At 73.5% G+C, this 17351-nt stretch carries 17 protein-coding genes; 5 read left to right on the top strand and 12 right to left on the bottom strand.

Features of this window, described 5'->3' with window-relative positions; genetic code table 11:
• Positions 1–92: 92 nt before the first annotated feature.
• From C9F11_RS39990 to C9F11_RS39975, 4 genes are read right to left on the bottom strand one after another with little or no spacing between them, the layout of a single operon-like run.
• A complete protein-coding gene (locus C9F11_RS39990; protein WP_138965069.1) occupies positions 93–1274 on the bottom strand; it encodes a thiolase domain-containing protein in 1182 nt (393 codons plus the stop codon).
• Positions 1267–2340, bottom strand: coding sequence for a thiolase domain-containing protein (locus tag C9F11_RS39985; RefSeq protein ID WP_138965067.1), 1074 nt, complete (start codon positions 2338–2340; stop codon positions 1267–1269). Before C9F11_RS39985 ends, C9F11_RS39990 begins: the two co-directional genes overlap by 8 nt.
• Positions 2337–3287 carry an OB-fold nucleic acid binding domain-containing protein gene (locus tag C9F11_RS39980; protein WP_138965065.1) on the bottom strand — a complete coding sequence of 317 codons (951 nt, stop codon included), beginning with the start codon at positions 3285–3287 and terminating at the stop codon, positions 2337–2339. Before C9F11_RS39980 ends, C9F11_RS39985 begins: the two co-directional genes overlap by 4 nt.
• A gap of 17 nt (positions 3288–3304) precedes the next feature.
• Positions 3305–4114, bottom strand: coding sequence for a crotonase/enoyl-CoA hydratase family protein (locus tag C9F11_RS39975; RefSeq protein ID WP_138965064.1), 810 nt, complete (start codon positions 4112–4114; stop codon positions 3305–3307).
• Positions 4115–4287: 173 nt separating this feature from the next.
• Here C9F11_RS39975 and C9F11_RS39970 point away from each other — a divergent pair, with 173 nt between their 5' ends.
• The 3 genes from C9F11_RS39970 (at position 4288) to C9F11_RS39960 (ending at position 7416) form a co-directional block, all read left to right on the top strand.
• Complete coding sequence (locus C9F11_RS39970; RefSeq protein ID WP_138965062.1) at positions 4288–5895, top strand: acyl-CoA synthetase; 1608 nt, start codon at positions 4288–4290, stop codon at positions 5893–5895.
• Positions 5896–5974: 79 nt separating this feature from the next.
• Entirely contained in the window at positions 5975–6553 is a 579-nt protein-coding gene (locus C9F11_RS39965) for a carboxymuconolactone decarboxylase family protein (protein ID WP_138965060.1), read from the top strand.
• Positions 6550–7416, top strand: a complete 867-nt coding sequence (locus tag C9F11_RS39960; RefSeq protein ID WP_138965058.1) for an RNA polymerase sigma-70 factor — start codon at positions 6550–6552, stop codon at positions 7414–7416. The genes C9F11_RS39965 and C9F11_RS39960 overlap by 4 nt, the downstream gene beginning before the upstream one ends.
• A gap of 37 nt (positions 7417–7453) precedes the next feature.
• On the opposite strand, the gene C9F11_RS39955 is transcribed toward C9F11_RS39960, so the two are convergent.
• On the bottom strand, positions 7454–8458 hold the full coding sequence (locus C9F11_RS39955) for a MerR family transcriptional regulator (protein WP_138965056.1): 1005 nt from the start codon (positions 8456–8458) through the stop codon (positions 7454–7456).
• Between the two features lie 3 nt (positions 8459–8461).
• On the bottom strand, positions 8462–9133 hold the full coding sequence (locus C9F11_RS39950; protein ID WP_138967555.1) for a HEAT repeat domain-containing protein: 672 nt from the start codon (positions 9131–9133) through the stop codon (positions 8462–8464).
• 299 nt (positions 9134–9432) lie between these two features.
• Here C9F11_RS39950 and C9F11_RS39945 point away from each other — a divergent pair, with 299 nt between their 5' ends.
• Positions 9433–10479 carry an LLM class flavin-dependent oxidoreductase gene (locus C9F11_RS39945; RefSeq protein WP_138965054.1) on the top strand — a complete coding sequence of 349 codons (1047 nt, stop codon included), beginning with the start codon at positions 9433–9435 and terminating at the stop codon, positions 10477–10479.
• A gap of 108 nt (positions 10480–10587) precedes the next feature.
• Here the strand turns inward: C9F11_RS39945 and C9F11_RS39940 are convergent, their stop codons facing one another.
• Complete coding sequence (locus C9F11_RS39940; RefSeq protein WP_138965052.1) at positions 10588–11040, bottom strand: MarR family transcriptional regulator; 453 nt, start codon at positions 11038–11040, stop codon at positions 10588–10590.
• A gap of 63 nt (positions 11041–11103) precedes the next feature.
• On the opposite strand from C9F11_RS39940, the gene C9F11_RS39935 reads away from it, so the two are divergent.
• Positions 11104–11472 (top strand): VOC family protein, encoded by a 369-nt coding sequence (locus tag C9F11_RS39935; RefSeq protein WP_138965050.1) that lies wholly within the window; start codon positions 11104–11106, stop codon positions 11470–11472.
• A gap of 41 nt (positions 11473–11513) precedes the next feature.
• On the opposite strand, the gene C9F11_RS39930 is transcribed toward C9F11_RS39935, so the two are convergent.
• From C9F11_RS39930 to C9F11_RS39915, 5 genes are all read right to left on the bottom strand, one after another.
• Positions 11514–12725: an epoxide hydrolase family protein gene (locus tag C9F11_RS39930; protein ID WP_138965048.1), complete on the bottom strand. Its 1212-nt coding sequence runs from the start codon at positions 12723–12725 to the stop codon at positions 11514–11516.
• A 64-nt stretch (positions 12726–12789) separates the two neighbouring features.
• A complete protein-coding gene (locus tag C9F11_RS39925; RefSeq protein ID WP_138965046.1) occupies positions 12790–13395 on the bottom strand; it encodes a cysteine hydrolase in 606 nt (201 codons plus the stop codon).
• Between the two features lie 118 nt (positions 13396–13513).
• Positions 13514–16165 carry a caspase family protein gene (locus tag C9F11_RS39920; RefSeq protein WP_171076004.1) on the bottom strand — a complete coding sequence of 884 codons (2652 nt, stop codon included), beginning with the start codon at positions 16163–16165 and terminating at the stop codon, positions 13514–13516.
• Positions 16162–16524, bottom strand: coding sequence for a hypothetical protein (locus tag C9F11_RS47790; RefSeq protein WP_171076003.1), 363 nt, complete (start codon positions 16522–16524; stop codon positions 16162–16164). Before C9F11_RS47790 ends, C9F11_RS39920 begins: the two co-directional genes overlap by 4 nt.
• A 132-nt stretch (positions 16525–16656) precedes the next feature.
• Positions 16657–17295 carry a chorismate mutase gene (locus C9F11_RS39915; protein WP_249402079.1) on the bottom strand — a complete coding sequence of 213 codons (639 nt, stop codon included), beginning with the start codon at positions 17293–17295 and terminating at the stop codon, positions 16657–16659.
• Positions 17296–17351: the final 56 nt, after the last annotated feature.

Genomic DNA, 17351 nt, shown 5'->3' with positions numbered 1-17351 from the left:
TCCCAGTGCGTCGTCCGCCGCCAGCCTAGCTTTCCGCCCCGGTGCCGCACAGGCCGCGACGTGAGGACGGCGGCGGGGCGGAAGCACCCGCGTCAGGTCGTGGGAGGTGCGGACCCGACGAGCCACATCGAGAAGAACTGCGAGCCGCCGCCGTAGGCGTGCCCAAGTGCCCTGCGGGCGCCGTCGACTTGGTGCTCCCCGGCCTGGCCGCGCACCTGGAGCGCGGCCTCCGCGAAGCGGATCATGCCGGACGCGCCGATGGGGTTGGTCGACAGGACACCGCCCGACATATTCACCGGAAGGTCACCGTCCAGTTCTGTCACGCCGGACTCGGTGAGCTTCCAGCCCTCGCCCTCGGCGGCGAACCCGAGGTTCTCCAGCCACATCGGCTCGTACCAGGAGAAGGGCACGTACATCTCGACGGCGTCGATCTGGCGGCGCGGGTCGGCGATGCCCGCCTGCCGGTAGACGTCGGCGGCGCAGTCCCGCCCGGCGCGCGGGGACACGTAGTCCTTGCCCGCGAACATCGTGGGTTCGCTGCGCATCGCGCCGCCGTGCACCCAGGCGGGCGGGCGGGGCGCGCGGGCGGCCCCGGCGCGGTCGGTGAGCACCATGGCGCAGGCGCCGTCGGACGACGGGCAGGTCTCGGAGTAGCGGATGGGGTCCCACAGCATGGGCGAGGACCGGACCTTCTCCAGGGTGATGTCGTGTTCGTGCAGATGCGCGTAGGGGTTCTTCAGCGCGTTGCGGCGGTCCTTGTACGCGACCAGGGAGCCGACGGCGTCGGGGGCGCCGCTGCGCCGCATGTACGCGCGTACGTGCGGGGCGAAGAAGCCACCCGCGCCCGCGAGCAGCGGCTGCTGGAAGGGGATGGGCAGGGAGAGCCCCCACATGGCGTTGGACTCCGACTGCTTCTCGAAGGCCAGGGTGAGCACGGTGCGCTGGACGCGGCTCGCGACGAGGTTGGCGGCGACGAGCGCGGTGGAGCCGCCGACGGAGCCCGCGGTGTGCACGCGCAGCAGGGGCTTGCCGACCGCGCCGAGCGCGTCGGCGAGGTACAGCTCGGGCATCATGACGCCCTCGAAGAAGTCGGGGGCCTTGCCGATGACGACGGCGTCGATGTCGGCCCAGCCCAGCTCGGCGTCGTCGAGCGCGCGGCGCGCGGCCTCGCGGACGAGCCCGGCGAGGGACACGTCGCGCCGGGCGGCGACGTGCTTGGTCTGGCCGATCCCGACGACCGCGACGTGCTCCTTCGCTGTGGCGGCTTCAGGCACGGGCCTCCCCTTCCAGGACGGCGACCAGGTTCTGCTGGAGGCAGGGGCCGGAGGTGGCGTGGGCGAGCGCGCGGTCGGACGCGCCGCGGTGGATCCGCCCGGCGGCCTCGGCGACGCGGACGAGCCCGGCGGCCATGACGGGGTTGGCGGCGAGCGCGCCGCCCGAGGGGTTGACGAGGACGCTGTCGTCGAGCCGGAGCGCCTTGCGCAGCACGACTTCCTGGGAGGTGAAGGGCGCGTGCAGCTCGGCGGTGTCGACGGGCCGCGCGAAGGCTCCGGCGCGCTCGGCGGCCAGGCGCGTGGAGGGCGATTCGGTGAGGTCGCGGACGCCGAGGGAGTGGGCCTCGACGCGGTGGTCCATGCCGCGGATCCAGGCGGGGCGCGGGCACAGCGCGCGGGCCCGGTCCCCGGCCGCCAGGACCACGGCGACGGCTCCGTCGCCAATCGGCGGGCAGTCGCCGGTGCGCAGCGGGCGGACGACGTACTCCCCCTGCGGGCGCGCGCCGGGCAGCTGCGCGTGGGCGTTGCCGTCGGCCGCGTCCCGGCTGCGGGCGGCGACGGCGGCGAGCGCGGGCTCGTCGGTGTGGCCCGCGTCGATGAGGGCCTGGGCCTGGAGGGCGGCGAGGGCGACGGAGTCGGGCCACAGCGGGGCCACGTAGTAGGGGTCGAGCTGGCGGGTGAGGACGTCCCGTACGGATCCGGGCGAGGACTTGCCGTAGGCGTAGACGAGCGCGGTGTCCGCGTCGCCGGTCAGGAGCTTCACCCAGGCCTCGTACAGCGCCCAGGCGCCGTCCGTCTCCACGTGCGACTCGGAGATCGGCGGCCAGGCGCCGACGCCGTCGAGCGCCATCGTGAAGGAGAAGGCCCGGCCCGCGAGGTAGTCGCTGGATCCGGAGCAGGTGAAGCCGATGTCGGCGGTGGTCAGGCCGGTCCGCTCCAGGACCTCGTGCAGGACCGGCATGAGCATCTCCACCTCGGAGAGCTCGTCGGTGCGGCGCCGGTGGTCGCTCTGGGCGCAGGCGACGACCGCCACGTTCCTGGGCGCGCCGGTGAACTCCCCTGTCACAGCAGCTCCTTGTACGTGTCGTAGTCGGCGTCGGGCTCGCCGGTCGGCCGGTAGTGGTCGGGGTGGCGCCCGTCCTCGGACCACACCGGTTCGACGCGCAGCCCCATGCGGACCTGGTCGTAGGGGATGCCGCCGATGCGTCCGTGCAGGGCGAGGTCGGCGCCGTCCAGGGCGATGTGCGCGTACACGTAGGGCACCTCGATCTCGAGGTTCTTGGCCTTGATGTTGACCACGCAGAAGGTGGTGACGGTGCCGCGCGGCCCGACCTCCACCTGCTCGGCGGTGGCGACCCCGCAGGTGGGGCAGGCGCCGCGCGGCGGCACGTACACCTTGCTGCAGCGCGGGCAGCGCTCGCCGACGGTGCGGCGCTCGGCCAGGGCGGCCAGATAGCCGGTCTGGGCGCGGCCCGGGGTGTAGGTGTAGTCGAGGCGGGCGGGGGCGACGATCCCGGTCACGGCGTCGCCCGCGAACGCTCCGCCGTGCGCGGTGACCTGATGATCCGTCGGGCCTTCCTCGCAGGGTTCGAAGCAGGCGATGTCCGTGATGGCGCCGGTGCGTTCAGCGGCCCAGCGGACGCGCACGCGCAGACCGGTGCGGACGGCGTCGGGCCCCGCCGCGTCCAGGGCGTGGAGGAGCGCGGTGTCGGCCCCGTCGAGGCGGACGAGGACCCAGGCGAAGGGGGTGTCCAGGGGCTGGCCGCGCCGGGGCGCGGGGTTCCAGGCCCAGGTGGTGACGGTGCCGGTGGCGGCGACCTCGACCAGGTCCCGGATCTCCTCGGCGGTCTCGGGGTCGTACTCGACGGGCGGGACGAGCACCCGGCCCGCGGTGGTGCGCACGCCGAGCACGGTGCGGGCGCGCAGGCCGGTGAGGAAGGCGGACTGGACGGGGCCGAGGGAGCGGGTGAAGGGGAACTCCACGACCATGGGGGCGCTGAGCGCGTCGGGCACGGGGCCGGCTCCTCGGGTCAGGCCCGCCGGTAGACGGGCGGGCGCTTCTCGGCGAAGGCGCGGGCGCCTTCCTTGGCGTCGGCGGTGTCGAAGACGGGCCAGCCGCGCTTGAGTTCGGCGGCGAGCCCGTCGGCCTCGCTCAGGTCGGCGGTCTCGTAGACGGAGGCCTTGACCGCCTCGACGGCGAGGGGGCCGCAGGCGTTGATCCGCTCGGCGATGGCGAGGGCCCGCTCCAGGGCGGTGCCGTCCGGCACGACGTGGCCGATGAGGCCCACGTCGGCGGCCTCCCGCGCGGTGTACGGGCGGCCGGTGAGCAGCATCTCCAGGGCGTGGGTGCGCGGGATCTGCCGCTGGAGGCGCACCGTGGAGCCGCCGATGGGGAAGAGCCCGCGCCTGACCTCGAAGAGCCCGAAGGTCGCGGACTCCCCCGCCACGCGGATGTCGGTGCCCTGGAGGATCTCGGTGCCGCCGGCCACGCAGGGCCCTTCGACGGCGGCCAGGACGGGTTTGCGCGGCCGGTGGTGGCGCAGCATCGCCTTCCAGTGCAGATCGGGATCCGCCGCGAGGCGCGCGCGGCACGCCGCGTCCTCGGCGCCCTCCATCCCCTTGCCCGCCAGGGCCTTCAGGTCCATGCCCGCGCAGAACGCCCCGCCCGCCCCGGTGAGGACGACGGACCGCACGCCGTCCTCCGCGTCGGCGGCCAGCCAGCCGTCGTACAGGCCCACGAGCATCGGCAGCGAGAGCGCGTTCCTGGCTTCGGGCCGGTTCAATGTGAGCACCAGTGTGGCGCCTTCGCGCCGCACGGAGAGATGTTCCGTGCCACCCATGGCCGTCCTCCCGTCATTCAGACCTGGAACAGGTTGCAGGAGGCGAGGTGCCAGTTCAATAGCATTCTGACACTCAGTCAGATTTCTTCCGCACGGCCCCTTCCGCCTTCCGGGTGCCTCTGCTCTGATGACCGCCACAGCGGCACGTCACGGCGTCGGGGTCAGGAGGAGCGGTGGAGTACAACCTTGCCGACCTGTTCGAGTCAGTCGTCGACGCGGTGCCGGACCGCGAGGCGCTCGTGCATCTGGACCACCCGGGCACCGGGGCCGAGCGCCGTCTGACGTACGCGGAGCTCGACGCGGCCGCCAACCGCGTCGCCCACCACCTGATCGACAGCGGCCTCACCCCCGGCGAGCACCTCGGCCTGCATCTGTACAACGGCGTGGAGTACCTCCAGACGGTCCTCGGCTGCCTCAAGGCCCGCCTGGTGCCGGTGAACGTCAACTACCGCTACGTCGAGGAGGAGTTGGCCTATCTCTACCGGGACGCGGACCTGGCGGCGCTCGTCTTCGACGCGGAGTTCGCCGGGCGGGTGGCGGCGGCGCTCCCCCGCGCGCCCGGGCTGCGGCATCTGATCCGGGTCGGCGAGGCCGCCGCGGCCGGACCGCGGGCGGTGCCCTTCGCCGAGGCGGAGGCGTCCGGCTCGCCCGCGCGCGGCTTCGCACCGCGCTCCGCGGACGACCTGTTCATCATCTACACCGGCGGCACGACCGGCATGCCCAAGGGCGTGATGTGGCGCCAGGAGGACCTGTTCTTCTCCGGGCTCGGCGGCGGAGCGCCGACGGGCGAGCCGGTCACCCGGCCCGAGGAGGTGGCCGAGCGGGTGGCGACGGGCGGCGACGGCATCACGTTCTTCCCGACGCCCCCGCTCATGCACGGCACCTCGACGCTGACCGCCTTCATCTGCTTCCACTTCGGCCAACGCCTGGTCATCCACCGCAGGTTCGCCCCCGAAGAGGTGCTGCGCACCATCGAGCGCGAGCGGGTCACCAGCGTCTCCCTGGTGGGCGACGCGATGCTGCGGCCCCTGATCGACGCGCTGACCGGGCCTTGCGCGGGCACGGACCTGTCCTCCCTGTTCAGCGTCTCCTCCTCCGGCGCGATCATGTCGGAGACGGTCCGCGCCCAGTTCGCGCGGCTCGCCCCGAACGTCATGCTCCTCAACAACTTCGGCTCGTCCGAGTCCGGCTTCAACGGCACCGCCACGGACGACTCGGGGCCCGAGCGCGGCTTCCGCATCCAGGTCAACTCCCGTACGCAGGTGGTGGACCTGGTGACCCACGAGCCGGTCGCCGTCGGCGAGCCCGGCCGCATCGCCCAGCGCGGCCACGTCCCGCTCGGCTACTACAACGACCCCGTGAAGACCGCCGAGACCTTCTTCCAGCGCGGCGACGAGCGCTGGGTCCTGCTCGGCGACATGGCCACGGTCGACACCGAGGGCATCGTCACGGTCCTCGGACGCGGCTCGCAGTGCATCAACACCGGCGGTGAGAAGGTGTACCCCGAAGAGGTCGAGCAGGCCCTGAAGTCCCATCCCGACGTGTACGACGCGCTGGTCGCCGGGGTGCCCGACGAGCGCTGGGGCACCCGGGTCGCCGCCGTCGTCCAGCTCCGCGCCGGCGCCGCGCCGCTGGATCTGGACACCCTCCAGACCCACTGCCGTGCCCGCCTCGCGGGCTACAAGATCCCGCGCTCCGCGGTGTTCACCGACCACATCCAGCGCTCGCCCAGCGGCAAGGCGGACTACCGGTGGGCCCGGAAGGTGGCGGCGCGGTCCTGACCCCGGGTGTCACATCCGCGGGCCCGGCGGTGTCTTCATGGCGAACAGCCGATCAGGCACTCGTCCAAGGAGAACCGCCATGGCCCTGCGCATCCCGAAGGCCGAGCTCCCCGCCGAGCTCACCCGGAACATGATCGACCAGCTCGGGGCCGTGCCCGAGAACGTCGAAGTCGTCTGGCACAGCCCCCAGGTCGCCCGGGACAACCTGGAGTTCGGCAGCAAGGTCGGCGCCTGGGACGCGGCCGACGCGAGCCTCAAGTCGTTCGCGCACATGGCCGTCGCGGCCCTCGTCGGGTGCGGCTGGTGCCTGGACGTCGGCTACTTCCAGGCGCACAACGCCCAGCTGGACCTGGCCAAGGCGAGCCAGGTGCCGCGCTGGCGCGACGCGGAGGTCTTCACCCCGCTGGAGCGGGACGTCATGGAGTACGCCGAGGCCATGAGCAGCACACCGCTGACCGTCACCGACGAGCTGTACGCGGGCCTGCTCGGGCGGCTCGGCCCGGCGGCGATGGTCGAACTCACCGCGTTCATCGCCTTCGTCAACCTGGCGACCCGCGCCAACGTGGCGAACGGGGTGGAGTCGCAGGGCTTCTCGTCCGCCTGCGAGATCCCCCTGGCGGCTCGTCCGCAGCGGTCCGGCGCGGCCTCCGCGTCATGACCGACGACCCCTTCGTCATCCACCGCAGCCTGCTGTTCACCGTCGTCTACGAGATGCTCGGCTCGGCGGCCGACACCGAGGACGTGCTCCAGGAGTCCTGGCTGCGGTGGGCCGACGTCGACCGCCCGGGGGTGCGTGACCCCCGGGCCTACCTCGTCCGGCTCGTCACGCGCCAGGCCCTCAACCGGCTGCGCACACTCTCGCGCAGCCGCGAGGACTACGTCGGCGAGTGGCTGCCGGAGCCGCTGCTCACCAGCCCCGACGTCGCCGAGGACGTCGAACTCGCCGACAGCGTCTCCGTCGCGATGCTGACCGTCCTGGAGACGCTCGCGCCCACGGAGCGGGCGGTGTTCGTCCTGCGCGAGGTCTTCGAGGTGCCGTACGGCGAGATCGCCGGGGCCGTCGGGAAGTCCCCGGCCGCGGTCCGGCAGATCGCGCGGCGGGCCCGCGAGCACGTGGCGGCCCGGCGCCCCCGGGTGCGGGTGAGCCGGTCGGAGCAGCAGGCCGTGGTGGACCGGTTCCTGGCCGCGCTGCGCACCGGGCACCTCCAGGAGCTGATGGAGGTGATGGCCCCGGACGTGGTCATGATCGCCGACGGCGGAGGCCTCGTCGCCGCCGCGCTGACCCCGATCCGCGGGGCGGACGCGGTAGCGCCCCTGCTCGCCCGCGCCCACCGGGTGGTCACCGCCCTCGACGCGCGGCCGGTCTGGCTCAACGGCGCCCCCGCGGGCCGCGTCGCCTTCGACGGCGCACCCGCCGCGGTGAGCCTCGCGGTGGAACACGGCCGGGTCACCCGGATCTACGTGGTCCGCAATCCGCGGAAGCTGACGCGCCTGGACGAACCGGCCGCACTCGCCCGGTAGGCGGGCGCCCATGGCACCGGCGCCGCGGCACGGCCCCTCACCGGGCGTCGCGCAGCTGGAGCAGATACGCCGCGGTCACGGCCACGGCACGGTCCGCGTCGTGCGACAGCTCCACGAGGGCGCGGGCGGCCGTCCCTCCCGGGACGCCCGCCAGCGCCTGGGTCAGCCGTCCGCGTGCGGGCGCCCGGGTCGCGTCGTGCGCGAGGCGGTCGACGAGCATGCCCGCGATCCGGTCCGCCGTCGCGGTATCGCTCGCCAGCACGCTCAGCGCGTCGGCCGCGTCCGTGTCGCGCCGTCCCTCCACGATCATGTCGACGAGGGTGGGGAGGGCGTCGGCCACACCGGATGCCCCGAGGGCCAGTGCCGCATATCCGCGCACCACGGCGTCGGAGCTCGCGAGGGCGTCCCGCAGCCGCGCCGCGGCCTCGTCGCCGGGCATCTCGGCGAGGCACTGAACGGCGCGTTCGCGCACCGCGGCCTCCGGTGCGGCGAGGGCCTCGGCCAGCAGGGCCGGGCCGTCGCCGTCCGAGCGCGCCAGGGCCCACCGCAGGGCCCCGGCGACGTTCGGGTCGGTCTCGCCCAGGGCCGCCTCGACCAGGGCCTCCACCGGCACCGGCACCTCGTCGGCCGAGGAGAGGGCCGCCCGCTGGCGCACGTCGGCCCGCTTCGACCCCAGCGCCTGGAGCAGCGCGACGGCCTGGAGGACGCCCTCCCAGTCGGCGGGGTCAGCCGCGTCGATCCGGCGCAGCCGCGTGAGCAGCTCGGTCTGTGCCGCGATGCGCTCACGCGTCTGACGGATGAGGTCGTCGACGAGCGCCGCGGGCGTGAAGCCGGGGTCGTCGAGCGCGCGTCCGATCTCGCGCAGCGAGAGCCCCAGCGACCGCAGGCTCTCGACGTGGAAGATCCGCTGGACGTCCGCCCCGGAGTACTCCCGGTAGCCGGAGCCCGTACGGACCGAGGGGCGCACCAGGCCGAGCGACTCGTAGTGCCGGAGCATGCGGGCACTCACCCCGGAGCGGCGCGCCACCTCACCGATCAACACGTCCTACCGTCCCTCCTGGCCGGGCCCTTGGAGAGCCACGACGCGCTTCGCCTCCTCGACCGCGAGCTCGAATCCGGCGTCGGGGTCGCGCAGCAGGCGTTCCGTGGCGAGCGCGTGCGTGCGCACGCGCGGGTCAGGGGCCATCGTCGCAGCCCGCAGCGCCGGAACGATTCCCTCCCCCAGCGCGGCGAGGGCCCGGCTGAGGCTCAGCTGCGTCTCCCGGCCACCCCGCCCGAGCTGCGTCGCCAGCACCGCGGCCAGCGCGGGCTCCTCGCCCTCCGGTACGAGCACGACCGCGGCCCGCCAGGCGCTCCGCGCCACCTCGTCGTCGCCGTCGCACAACAGCGTCCGCGTGAGCGCGGGCCACCCCCGCCGGTCCCCGATCTTGGACAGCGTGTGCAGCGCCTGGCTGCGCGCCTGCGCACGCTCCGAACGGGTCTCGCGCAGCAGCGCGGGAAGCGTCACCACCACCGGGTGACGGGTGAGCGCCCAGGTCAGCATGTCCCGGACGAAGAACTCGGGCTCGACCGCACACCGCTCGACGACCTGGTCCACGAAGCGCGGGTCGGGCGCCGTCCCCACCTCCAGTGCCGCCCGCAGCCGCACGGACGCCCGGCCGTCCGATAGCCCCTGAACCGCCCGCGTCCCGTCCGCGTCCTGCCTCGTGACCGTCATCGCGACCACCTCCTGGACGAGCAGTGAAGACCTTGTCACGGTGTCAAGGTCAAACAGCGCCGCTCGGAGGCGTCTCTCGGGCCGGCGGGTGCGGGATCCCCGGGCGCCCTATGTGTGGAAGCGGGCCGGGGTGGGAAGGCCACGTTCGTCGTCCGCCCCCGGACTCGGTCGGCAGCCCGTCGCACGATGCACCGGTGACGGATCAGCCGATTCGACGCCTCCTCACCGGTGGCCGAGCGAACCGCAACCACGAGTGGTTCAGCCACCTCACTCGACACTCGACGGCGAGGAGATTCGCCATGCGCACCGGCATCGTCACGACAGCAGGGCCGGGTGTGGAACACCTGGCCGCCCGCGCGGAGGAACTCGGCTTCGACAGTTTCTGGGTGTACGACACGCCGATGGTCCACGGCGACCCGTTCGTGAGCCTCGCCCTCTGCGCCAAGGCCACCCGCCGGATCAGGCTCGGCATCGGTGTCACCTCACCGGCACTGCGTTCCGCGCCCGCCGCGGCGGCGGCCGTCAGCTCCCTCAACGCCCTCGCCCCCGGCCGCGTCGTCTGCGGGGTCGGCACCGGCAACACGGCCCGCCGCACGCTCGGCATGCGGCCGACCAGGACGGCGGAGCTGGAGTCGTTCACGGCCGCCTTGCAGGATCTCACCGCGGGCCGTGAGACGGACTACCGCGAGGGGCCCCGGGTCGGCAGGGTGCGGTTCCTGCACGCCGGTCCGTACGTCAACACCCAGGATCCCGTGGAGTTCGTCGTCGCCGCGTTCGGCCTGAAGGCCGCCGCGGTCGCGGGGCGGCTCGGCGCGGGAGTGATCTCCTTCGGACTCCACGACCCCGCGGCCTGGACCGCCCTCGGCCAGGCCCGGCAGGCGGCGGCCCGGGACGCGGACAGCGCCGCCAAGGCCCGTTCGTACCTCATGTCCTCCCTGTACGTCCTCGACGACGGCGAGGACCGCTACGGCGATCCGGTCAAGGACGCGGTGGGGCACATCGCGCTGAGCGCACTGATCCTCGGCGCGGAGAACCCCGCCTTCCGCGCGGCCCTCCCTCCGGAAGAGGCCGCGGCTGTCGACCGCCTGCTCCGGCTGCGCGGCACCACGCCCACCGATCCCGAGCGTCACCAGGCCCTCTACCGCAACTACCTGGGCCGGCTCGCCCCCGAGGACCGGGAGCTCATCGTGCCCTCCCTGGTGGACAGGTTCGGCCTGGTCGGCACCAGGGACGAGGTCACCGAGCGGATCAACGCGCTGGAGAAGGCGGGGGTCGACGAGCTGGTGATCCAGCCCGTCGTGGACCCGGAGACGGAAATGGCCGCGCTCGCACGGCTGCTGGCCTGACACCCGGCGAAGACACGGCCGCCGGATCGCCCGGCGGACCGCCGGGGACGTACGTCGGAGAACGAGCTGGCGAACGCCGTTGCCCTCGCGCAGGGACCGGGGAACGGGCTAGCGACCGGCGTTCCCCTCGCGCAGGGAGTGGATCATGCCCTTCAGGGCCCGGAACGCGTCCGACTGCTCGGTCTCGCTCATGCCGGACAGCATTCTGACCTCGACGGACCGGACCGCCGCGGTCGCCTTCTCCAGGCTCTGCCGACCGCGAGGCGTGAGCCGCGCGGGGAGCGCCTTCCCGACGGGCGCCTCCGCGGGCCTGGTCACGTAGCCCTCTCGTTCCAGGTTCTGGAGCAGCACGTTCATCGACTGCCGCGTCACGAACGCGCCCCGCGCCAGCTCGGAGTTCGACAAGCCAGGCCGCTGGGCGAGCAGTTCGAGGCAGGAGTAGTGCGTCACGCTCATCCCGAGCGGCCGCAGCACCTCCTCCATGGCCGAGCGGAGAACGCTCGACGCCTCTTTCAGCAGGTAGCCCAGTGACGTCTCCAGGTCGACACCGTCTTGATTCATGTCAGCATTCTGACATAGGGTGACCTGTGTCAGGATACTGACACGGAGAGAAGGAGCATCACCATGCCCGTCACCGGCCCCGACTTCATCTCGCTCCAAGCGCGCGACCTCGACGCCGCGCAGGCGTTCTACGAGCGGTACCTCGGCCTGGTCCGCTCCCCGACCGGGCCGCCGCACGCCGTCGTCTTCGAGACGAAGCCGATCGCGTTCGCACTCCGCGACGTCCTTCCCGGCACCGACCTCGCATCCGTTGCCCGGCCCGGCATCGGTGCCGCGATCTGGCTCCACGCCACCGACGCCCAGGCCATCCACGACGCTCTCGTCGCCGACGGCCACACCATCGTCTCCGCGCCGGTCGACGGCCCCTTCGGCCGGACCTTCACCTTCGCCGACCCCGACGGCTACCACGTCACCCTCCACGACCGCGCCTGAGGGCCCGCCGACTGCCGACGTCCGGTCCGGGGCGGCAGCCCCTAGTCCTTGAGGCTCCGGAAGAACCTCCGGATGTCGTCGACGAGGAGCGCGGGCTGTTCCAGTGCGGGGAAGTGGCCTCCCCGGTCGTACTCCGTCCACTGCACGACGTTGTTGGTGCGGTCCGCGATGTGCCGCAGGGGGATGAAGTTGTCGTGCGGGAAGACCGCGAGTGCGGTCGGGGTGGCCGACGGCTCGGGCGGGGCGCCCCAGTAGTCCGCGTGGGCGCGCTCGTAGTAGATGCGGGCGGACGAACCGGCCGTGCCCGTGAGCCAGTACAGCATCACGTTGGTGAGCATCCGGTCGCGGTCCACCGCGTCCTCGGGCCGGTGCTCGGAGTCGGTCCACTCCTTGAACTTCTCGACGATCCAGGCCAGTTGCCCCACCGGGGAGTCGGTCAGGCCGTACGCGAGCGTCTGCGGCCGGGTGGCCTGGATGTCGGCGTACCCCTGGCGGTCGCGGCTCCACGCCTGGAAGCGGGCCCAGGAGGCCGAGGCGCGCTCCCGCTCCCCCGGGTCGAGCGGCGCGAGCTCCTCCGGGGTGGGTTCCGTGGCCTGGAACGCGTTCGGCAGCAGATTCAGATGGACGCCCGTCACCCGCTCCGGCCGGGTGCGGCCGAGCTCCCTGGAGATGCCCGCCCCCCAGTCGCCGCCCTGGACGCCGTAGCGCTCGTACCCGAGGCGCTCCATGAGCGCGGCGAACGCGGCGGCCACGCGCTTCAGCTCCCAGCCGGTCTGCACCGTGGGCCCGGAGAAGCCGAAGCCCGGGATGCTGGGGAGCACCAGGTGAAAGGCCTCCGCGTCCGGGGCGCCGTGGGCGCGGGGCCGGGTCAGCGGGCCGATGACGTCGGCGAACTCGACGATCGAGCCGGGCCAGCCGTGCGTCATGAGCAGCGGGGTCGCGTCCGGTTCGGGCGACCGGATGTGCGCGAAGTGCACGTTCGCGCCGTCGATCGTGGTGGTGAACTGCGGCCACTGGTTCAGCTCCGCCTCGGCCGCCCGCCAGTCGTACGCGTGCCGCCAGTAGTGCGCCAGCTCCTGGAGATAGCCGCGCGGAGCGCCGTAGGCCCAGCCCACCCCCGGCAGCTCGTCCGGCCACCGCGTGCGATCGAGACGCCCGTACAGATCGTCGAGGTCGCCCTGGGACACATCAATGCGAAACGGCCGCAGTGCCTCATCAGCCGAGGCCGAAGCCGATGCCGGAGTCGTCGTCATTCGCGGCATGTTACGTCCGCCCGCGCCCATCCCGCCCACCCGGTCGGCCCCGTGGGCGGCCGCCTCACGGGGCGATCGTCGTGACCCATTCCTCTACCGTGAGCACGTCGAACCACTGCGGGAACAGTTTCTCCGTCAGGAATCGGTGTACTTCGGGGTCGAGGTCGAGGCAGGCGTCGCCGAGGACGGTGAGGTCGAGGTCCAGGTCGTTGCCTGCGCAGACGGTGTGGAGGACGACGCCGCTGGTGGCGATGCCGGTGAGGACGAGTCTTTCGATGTCGCGGGCCCGGAGGACCAGGTCGAGGTCGCTGCCCGAGAAGGCGCTGCCGCGCCGCTTCGTGACGACGACGTCGCCCTCCTGGGGGGCGATGTCCGGGTGGATCTCGTTCCCGGGGTTGCCTTCCGTGAAGAGGCCGGCCTGCGCGACCGTGCTGACTATCTTGTTGCGCGGGCTCACCTCCGCCTTGTCCGCGCGCAAGCCCATCACCACGTAGATGACGGGGATGCCCACGGCTCGGGCGCCGTCGATCGCCTTGCCCAGGCGGGAGAGGTACTCCGAGCTGTCACCCGCCCCTCCGCCGTACGCGCCTGCGGCGAACGCGCCTCTGCCGTGCGCGATGTCCACCACGTCTCGCTGAACGTCCATCACCAGAAGAGCACTGTTGGCCATGCGGGCCGTCCTTAGTCACTGAGGAAGAGGAAGGGGAAGATGCGGCTTTCCATACGGGCGTTGCGTGCACACGAGTGCCGTGTGCGGCACAGGTGTCAGGTGTCAGGTGTCAGGTGTATTACATGCGGTACTGCGCCTCAGGCGCCACCCGCGTTACGGGGCTTCCGTCCTGGGCCACCCCGTACGGCAGCGGTCGCTCGGCCCGGGCGGCCCGCGAGGGGTGGGCGATGGCCTGGGTGGACGGGCCCTCCTCGGCGGCGCCGGGGTAGCGGGGCAGCTCGCGGGCCTTGTCCAGGAGTTCACGGGCCAGCGCGTGGTTCTGCCGCGCCCATTCGACCTTCGCGGCCAGGCGGTAGGCGTAGTTGAGGCTGGCGGGGTCACCGGCCGCCTCGAACTGGGTGAGCGCGCGACAGGCGTGCCGGGCGGCCGCCGGGAGGTCGTCCGCCTTGCGCAGGGCCTCCGCCGCCGAGGCGTGGGCGTGCGCGGCGCCCTCCGCGTCGCCGTGGGCGGCGAGGAGCTCGGCGGCCCGGTCGGCCAGGCCCGCCGCGGCCGGGAACCGCCCGGCGAACGTGTGCAGCGCCGCCTGCCCGACGAGGCACTCGGCCAGGAGCCTGCCGTCGCCCGCCTCCTCGAAGCAGGCGTGGGCCTCGGCCTGGAACCGCATGGCGTCGTCGACGAGCCCGGAGACCAGGGCCCGCTCGGCGAGGCTCATCAACTGATGGCCGAGATCGGCCGGTTCCGCCGTACCGCCCGGCCGCTGCCGCGCGGTGGCGGCCGCCCGGCGCAGCTCGGCCGTCACCTCCTGCCGTACGGCGGCCACTTCGCGGGCGCGCTGGCGCTGGTCACCGGGGCCGTGCTCGCCGCCCAGGAGGGCCAGGCAGCCACGCGCCCGGGCGATGCCCCGGCCGTCGGCGCGGCCCGCCGCGTAGCGGTAGGCGGCCTCGGCCTCCTCCCTGGCCTCCTCGAGGCACCGCTCCTCGCGCAGGGCGTCGGCCACCTCGCAGGTCAGCTCGGTCGCCACGGTCCACCGGTCCCGGCGTGCCGCCCGCGCGGCCGCACGCAGCTCGGGCAGGGCCGCGACGCGCCAGCCCTGGTCGGCGCCGCCCTCGCGCGTGACCTTGAGGCGCCGCCGCAGGTGCAGATACAGCCAGGTGCGGCGCAGGGCCTGCTCCTCGGTGCTGGTCTGCGAGTAGCTGCGGTAGAGGGTGTGGAACGCGTAGCGCCCGTCGCTGCGCTGGAGCAGCCCCGCGTCGACGAGTTCCTCCAGCATCAGTCCGCAGATGCCGGGCGGCATCCGGCTCAGGGCCGCCGCCGAGTGCCGGTCGAAGTCCGGTCCGGGGTGGCTGACGCAGGCGTGCAGGACGTGCCGCTGCCGCTCGTCGAGCGCCTCGTACGACATGGTGTACGCGGCGCGGACGCGGTCGTCGTCCCAGCGCAGGTGCTGCAGCGGCCGGTCCGACTCGCGCATGGCGTCCAGCATGAGGTCGGGCGGTGTGCGGCGCAGCCGGGCGGCGACGGAGTACAGGGCGAGCGGGAAGCAGCTCAGCATCCCGGCCATCTCGGCGAGTTCGGTGTCGTGCCCGGTCAGCCCGCACAGGTGCCGCATCATCTCGACCGCGTCCCGCAGGGCGAGCGGAGCCAGCGGATAGCGGCGGGTGCCGGGCCGCGCCTCGGTGAGCGAGGCGCGGCTCGTGACCACGACGAGCGCGTCGGGACAGGACTCGACCGTCCGGGCCACCTCGGCGGCGTCCGTGACGTCGTCCAGGAGGACGACGGGGAAACCGGCCTCGGCGTGCCCCGGGCGGCGGCCGGTGAGCCGCTGGTGGAGCTCGGCGGCCAGGGCCGACTTGCCCACGCCCGGCGGCCCGTGGATGACGAGGAGCCCGGGCCCCTCGGCGGCGTCCTCGGCGAGCTCCCGCAGCTCGCGGTCGCGGCCGAACAGGCGCTCCGCCGGGGGCGGCTGCGGCGCCGCCGCGTTCCGGTGCTCCTCGGCCGGTGCCTGCTCGACGTAGGCACGGTTGCGGAAGACGGCGATCCGCTCGCCGGAGTTATGGGTGCCGAGCTGGGGGTGCTGGGGGTGCTGCCGCGCGCTCAGGCGCTGGTGCAGGCGTGCGTGGAGCGTGCCGAAGTCGAGCACGGGCCCGGCCTCTGGCACTCCCGTCCGGACCAGGTCGACCAGGGCGCCGGTGAAGGCGGACAGCTCGTCGCCGGGCGGCGCGTAGGCCAGTTCGGTGGCGGCGCTCGAGGTGAGCACGCAGACGCCGTCGATGTCGGCGGCCTGCTTCAGGAGCGCTTCGGGGTGGCTCATGCCTCCCTCGACGGCCGCGCCGCTGAAGCAGCAGTCGAGCACCACGGCGCACTTCAGCCGGCGCTGCCGGTGGGCCGCGCGCACCTCGTCGCGGATGTAGGCGTACGGCAGCGACCGCCACATCTGCCGCTCGTTGGAGTCGTGCAGGGCCAGGTGGAGTTCGGTGGGCCGGTCGGGGTGGAGCAGGCCGTGCCCGGCGTAGTAGACGAAGAGGGTGTCGCTCGCCTCGCGCACCGCCTCGTCGATGGCCCGCATGACGTCACCGCCGGTGGCCTCGGGCCCGAGGACGCGGCAGCTGGCGGACGACAGGCCCCAGCCGACCTCGTCGCACAGGACCTCCCGGAGCGCGCCGATGTTGCGCCGCACCGCGGGCAAGGGGGACAGCCCGGCTTCCTCGGCGTAGGCGTGCACCCCGATCAGGACCGCCCGGGAGGACGTGTGGGCCGACAGGCGCACGGTCATGCTTCGGACTGCTGGCGCTCGCGGCGTGCCCGTACGGTGTCGAGTACTTCCTGGGCGGTTCCCTCCACCACCGTTCCGTCGTCCTCGATGACCCGCACCAGGGGTGGTTTGGCGCCGCGCGGGCGGCGCCAGGCGGCGACGGCCACGAGCAGCGACAGCACGCCCACCGTGCTGTCGAAGACGGCGGTGACCATCTCCACGGCGCCCATCGCGCCGTCCGCGCCATCCGGTTCGGCAGGGGCGGATCCCCCGGACTCGATCTCGATGCCCGACCGCGCCATTCCGGGGTCGCGCCGCAGCCATCCGGCGAGCGCACCCGCCCCTGCCGCATCTCCCGCGTCAACCCAGACTTCGCCCATGCACACTCCCTCACGCTCGGTTCACACCGGCCGCACAACGGCTGATCCCTCAGGGTCGCATTTTCCGTACGTGCTGGGGGAGGTGTATGCCGACGTGCATCCATTCAGGGGTGACTTCTCGCCACCGCTTGCTTATCCGCACACGGACGGCAAGGCTCTCCGCAACGCTGTCGCGTGCAAGGGGTCCAGGCCCTTCTCGTGCCGTACGTGCACGGCGGCCGCCGTCAGCAGCCCGCCGCAGTGCGGGGCGGTGCGGGCGGGCGTCGACGCGGCGAGGGCGCGCACGAGCTCCCCGTTGACGCGGTTGATCTCCTCGCGGACCTCGCCGAGGTCGGGCCGCTCGGTGGGTGCGGTCGAGGGGTCGGCGTCCCACGTCCGGTGCAGGGCGCGCTGGACGAGCTTGTTCGCCTCGATCTGATCGCGGAAGACGCGCACGGTCGCCTCCGGGTCCCCGCCCGCTGCCACCGCCTGGCGCGCCACGGCGTCCAGTACCTGCTGCTCACGGGCGGGGTCGTCGATGGGGCTGCCCGTGCCGTACTTGGCCGCGGCGACGAGGTCGGCGGTGGCCAGGCGGTCGGCGGAAAGTGCGGCCACGGTGCGGAGTCGACCGTACGGACCGGAGTGCGCCGCGGCGCCGACGGCGGGTGCCGTCCGCCCTGCGGGCGCGGGCGCGGCGACGGCGGCGCCCCCGGCGAGGACCAGCACGGCGGCGGTGCCGCCAACGGCGAGCAGACGGCCGAGACGGGAGCCGGCGGGAGTGGTGAGGGGCACGGGGGCCTCCCTGGGTCGTTTCTTGCGGGGCATCGGATCCTCGCAGATCACTGGGA

This window comes from Streptomyces sp. YIM 121038 (genome assembly GCF_006088715.1).
In the GTDB taxonomy this organism is placed as follows: domain Bacteria; phylum Actinomycetota; class Actinomycetes; order Streptomycetales; family Streptomycetaceae; genus Streptomyces.
This window is presented reverse-complemented; position numbering and strand designations above follow the sequence as displayed.

What these genes read in the sequence shown, in the direction of transcription:
- C9F11_RS39975 (WP_138965064.1), bottom strand. Translation starts at nt 4,114, where the DNA reads ATGGGTGGCACGGAACATCTCTCCGTGCGGCGCGAAGGCGCCACACTG.
- C9F11_RS39965 (WP_138965060.1), top strand. Translation starts at nt 5,975, where the DNA reads ATGGCCCTGCGCATCCCGAAGGCCGAGCTCCCCGCCGAGCTCACCCGG.
- C9F11_RS39960 (WP_138965058.1), top strand. Translation starts at nt 6,550, where the DNA reads ATGACCGACGACCCCTTCGTCATCCACCGCAGCCTGCTGTTCACCGTC.
- C9F11_RS39950 (WP_138967555.1), bottom strand. Translation starts at nt 9,133, where the DNA reads ATGACGGTCACGAGGCAGGACGCGGACGGGACGCGGGCGGTTCAGGGG.
- C9F11_RS39945 (WP_138965054.1), top strand. Translation starts at nt 9,433, where the DNA reads ATGCGCACCGGCATCGTCACGACAGCAGGGCCGGGTGTGGAACACCTG.
- C9F11_RS39940 (WP_138965052.1), bottom strand. Translation starts at nt 11,040, where the DNA reads ATGAATCAAGACGGTGTCGACCTGGAGACGTCACTGGGCTACCTGCTG.
- C9F11_RS39935 (WP_138965050.1), top strand. Translation starts at nt 11,104, where the DNA reads ATGCCCGTCACCGGCCCCGACTTCATCTCGCTCCAAGCGCGCGACCTC.
- C9F11_RS39930 (WP_138965048.1), bottom strand. Translation starts at nt 12,725, where the DNA reads ATGACGACGACTCCGGCATCGGCTTCGGCCTCGGCTGATGAGGCACTG.
- C9F11_RS39925 (WP_138965046.1), bottom strand. Translation starts at nt 13,395, where the DNA reads ATGGCCAACAGTGCTCTTCTGGTGATGGACGTTCAGCGAGACGTGGTG.
- C9F11_RS39920 (WP_171076004.1), bottom strand. Translation starts at nt 16,165, where the DNA reads ATGACCGTGCGCCTGTCGGCCCACACGTCCTCCCGGGCGGTCCTGATC.
- C9F11_RS47790 (WP_171076003.1), bottom strand. Translation starts at nt 16,524, where the DNA reads ATGGGCGAAGTCTGGGTTGACGCGGGAGATGCGGCAGGGGCGGGTGCG.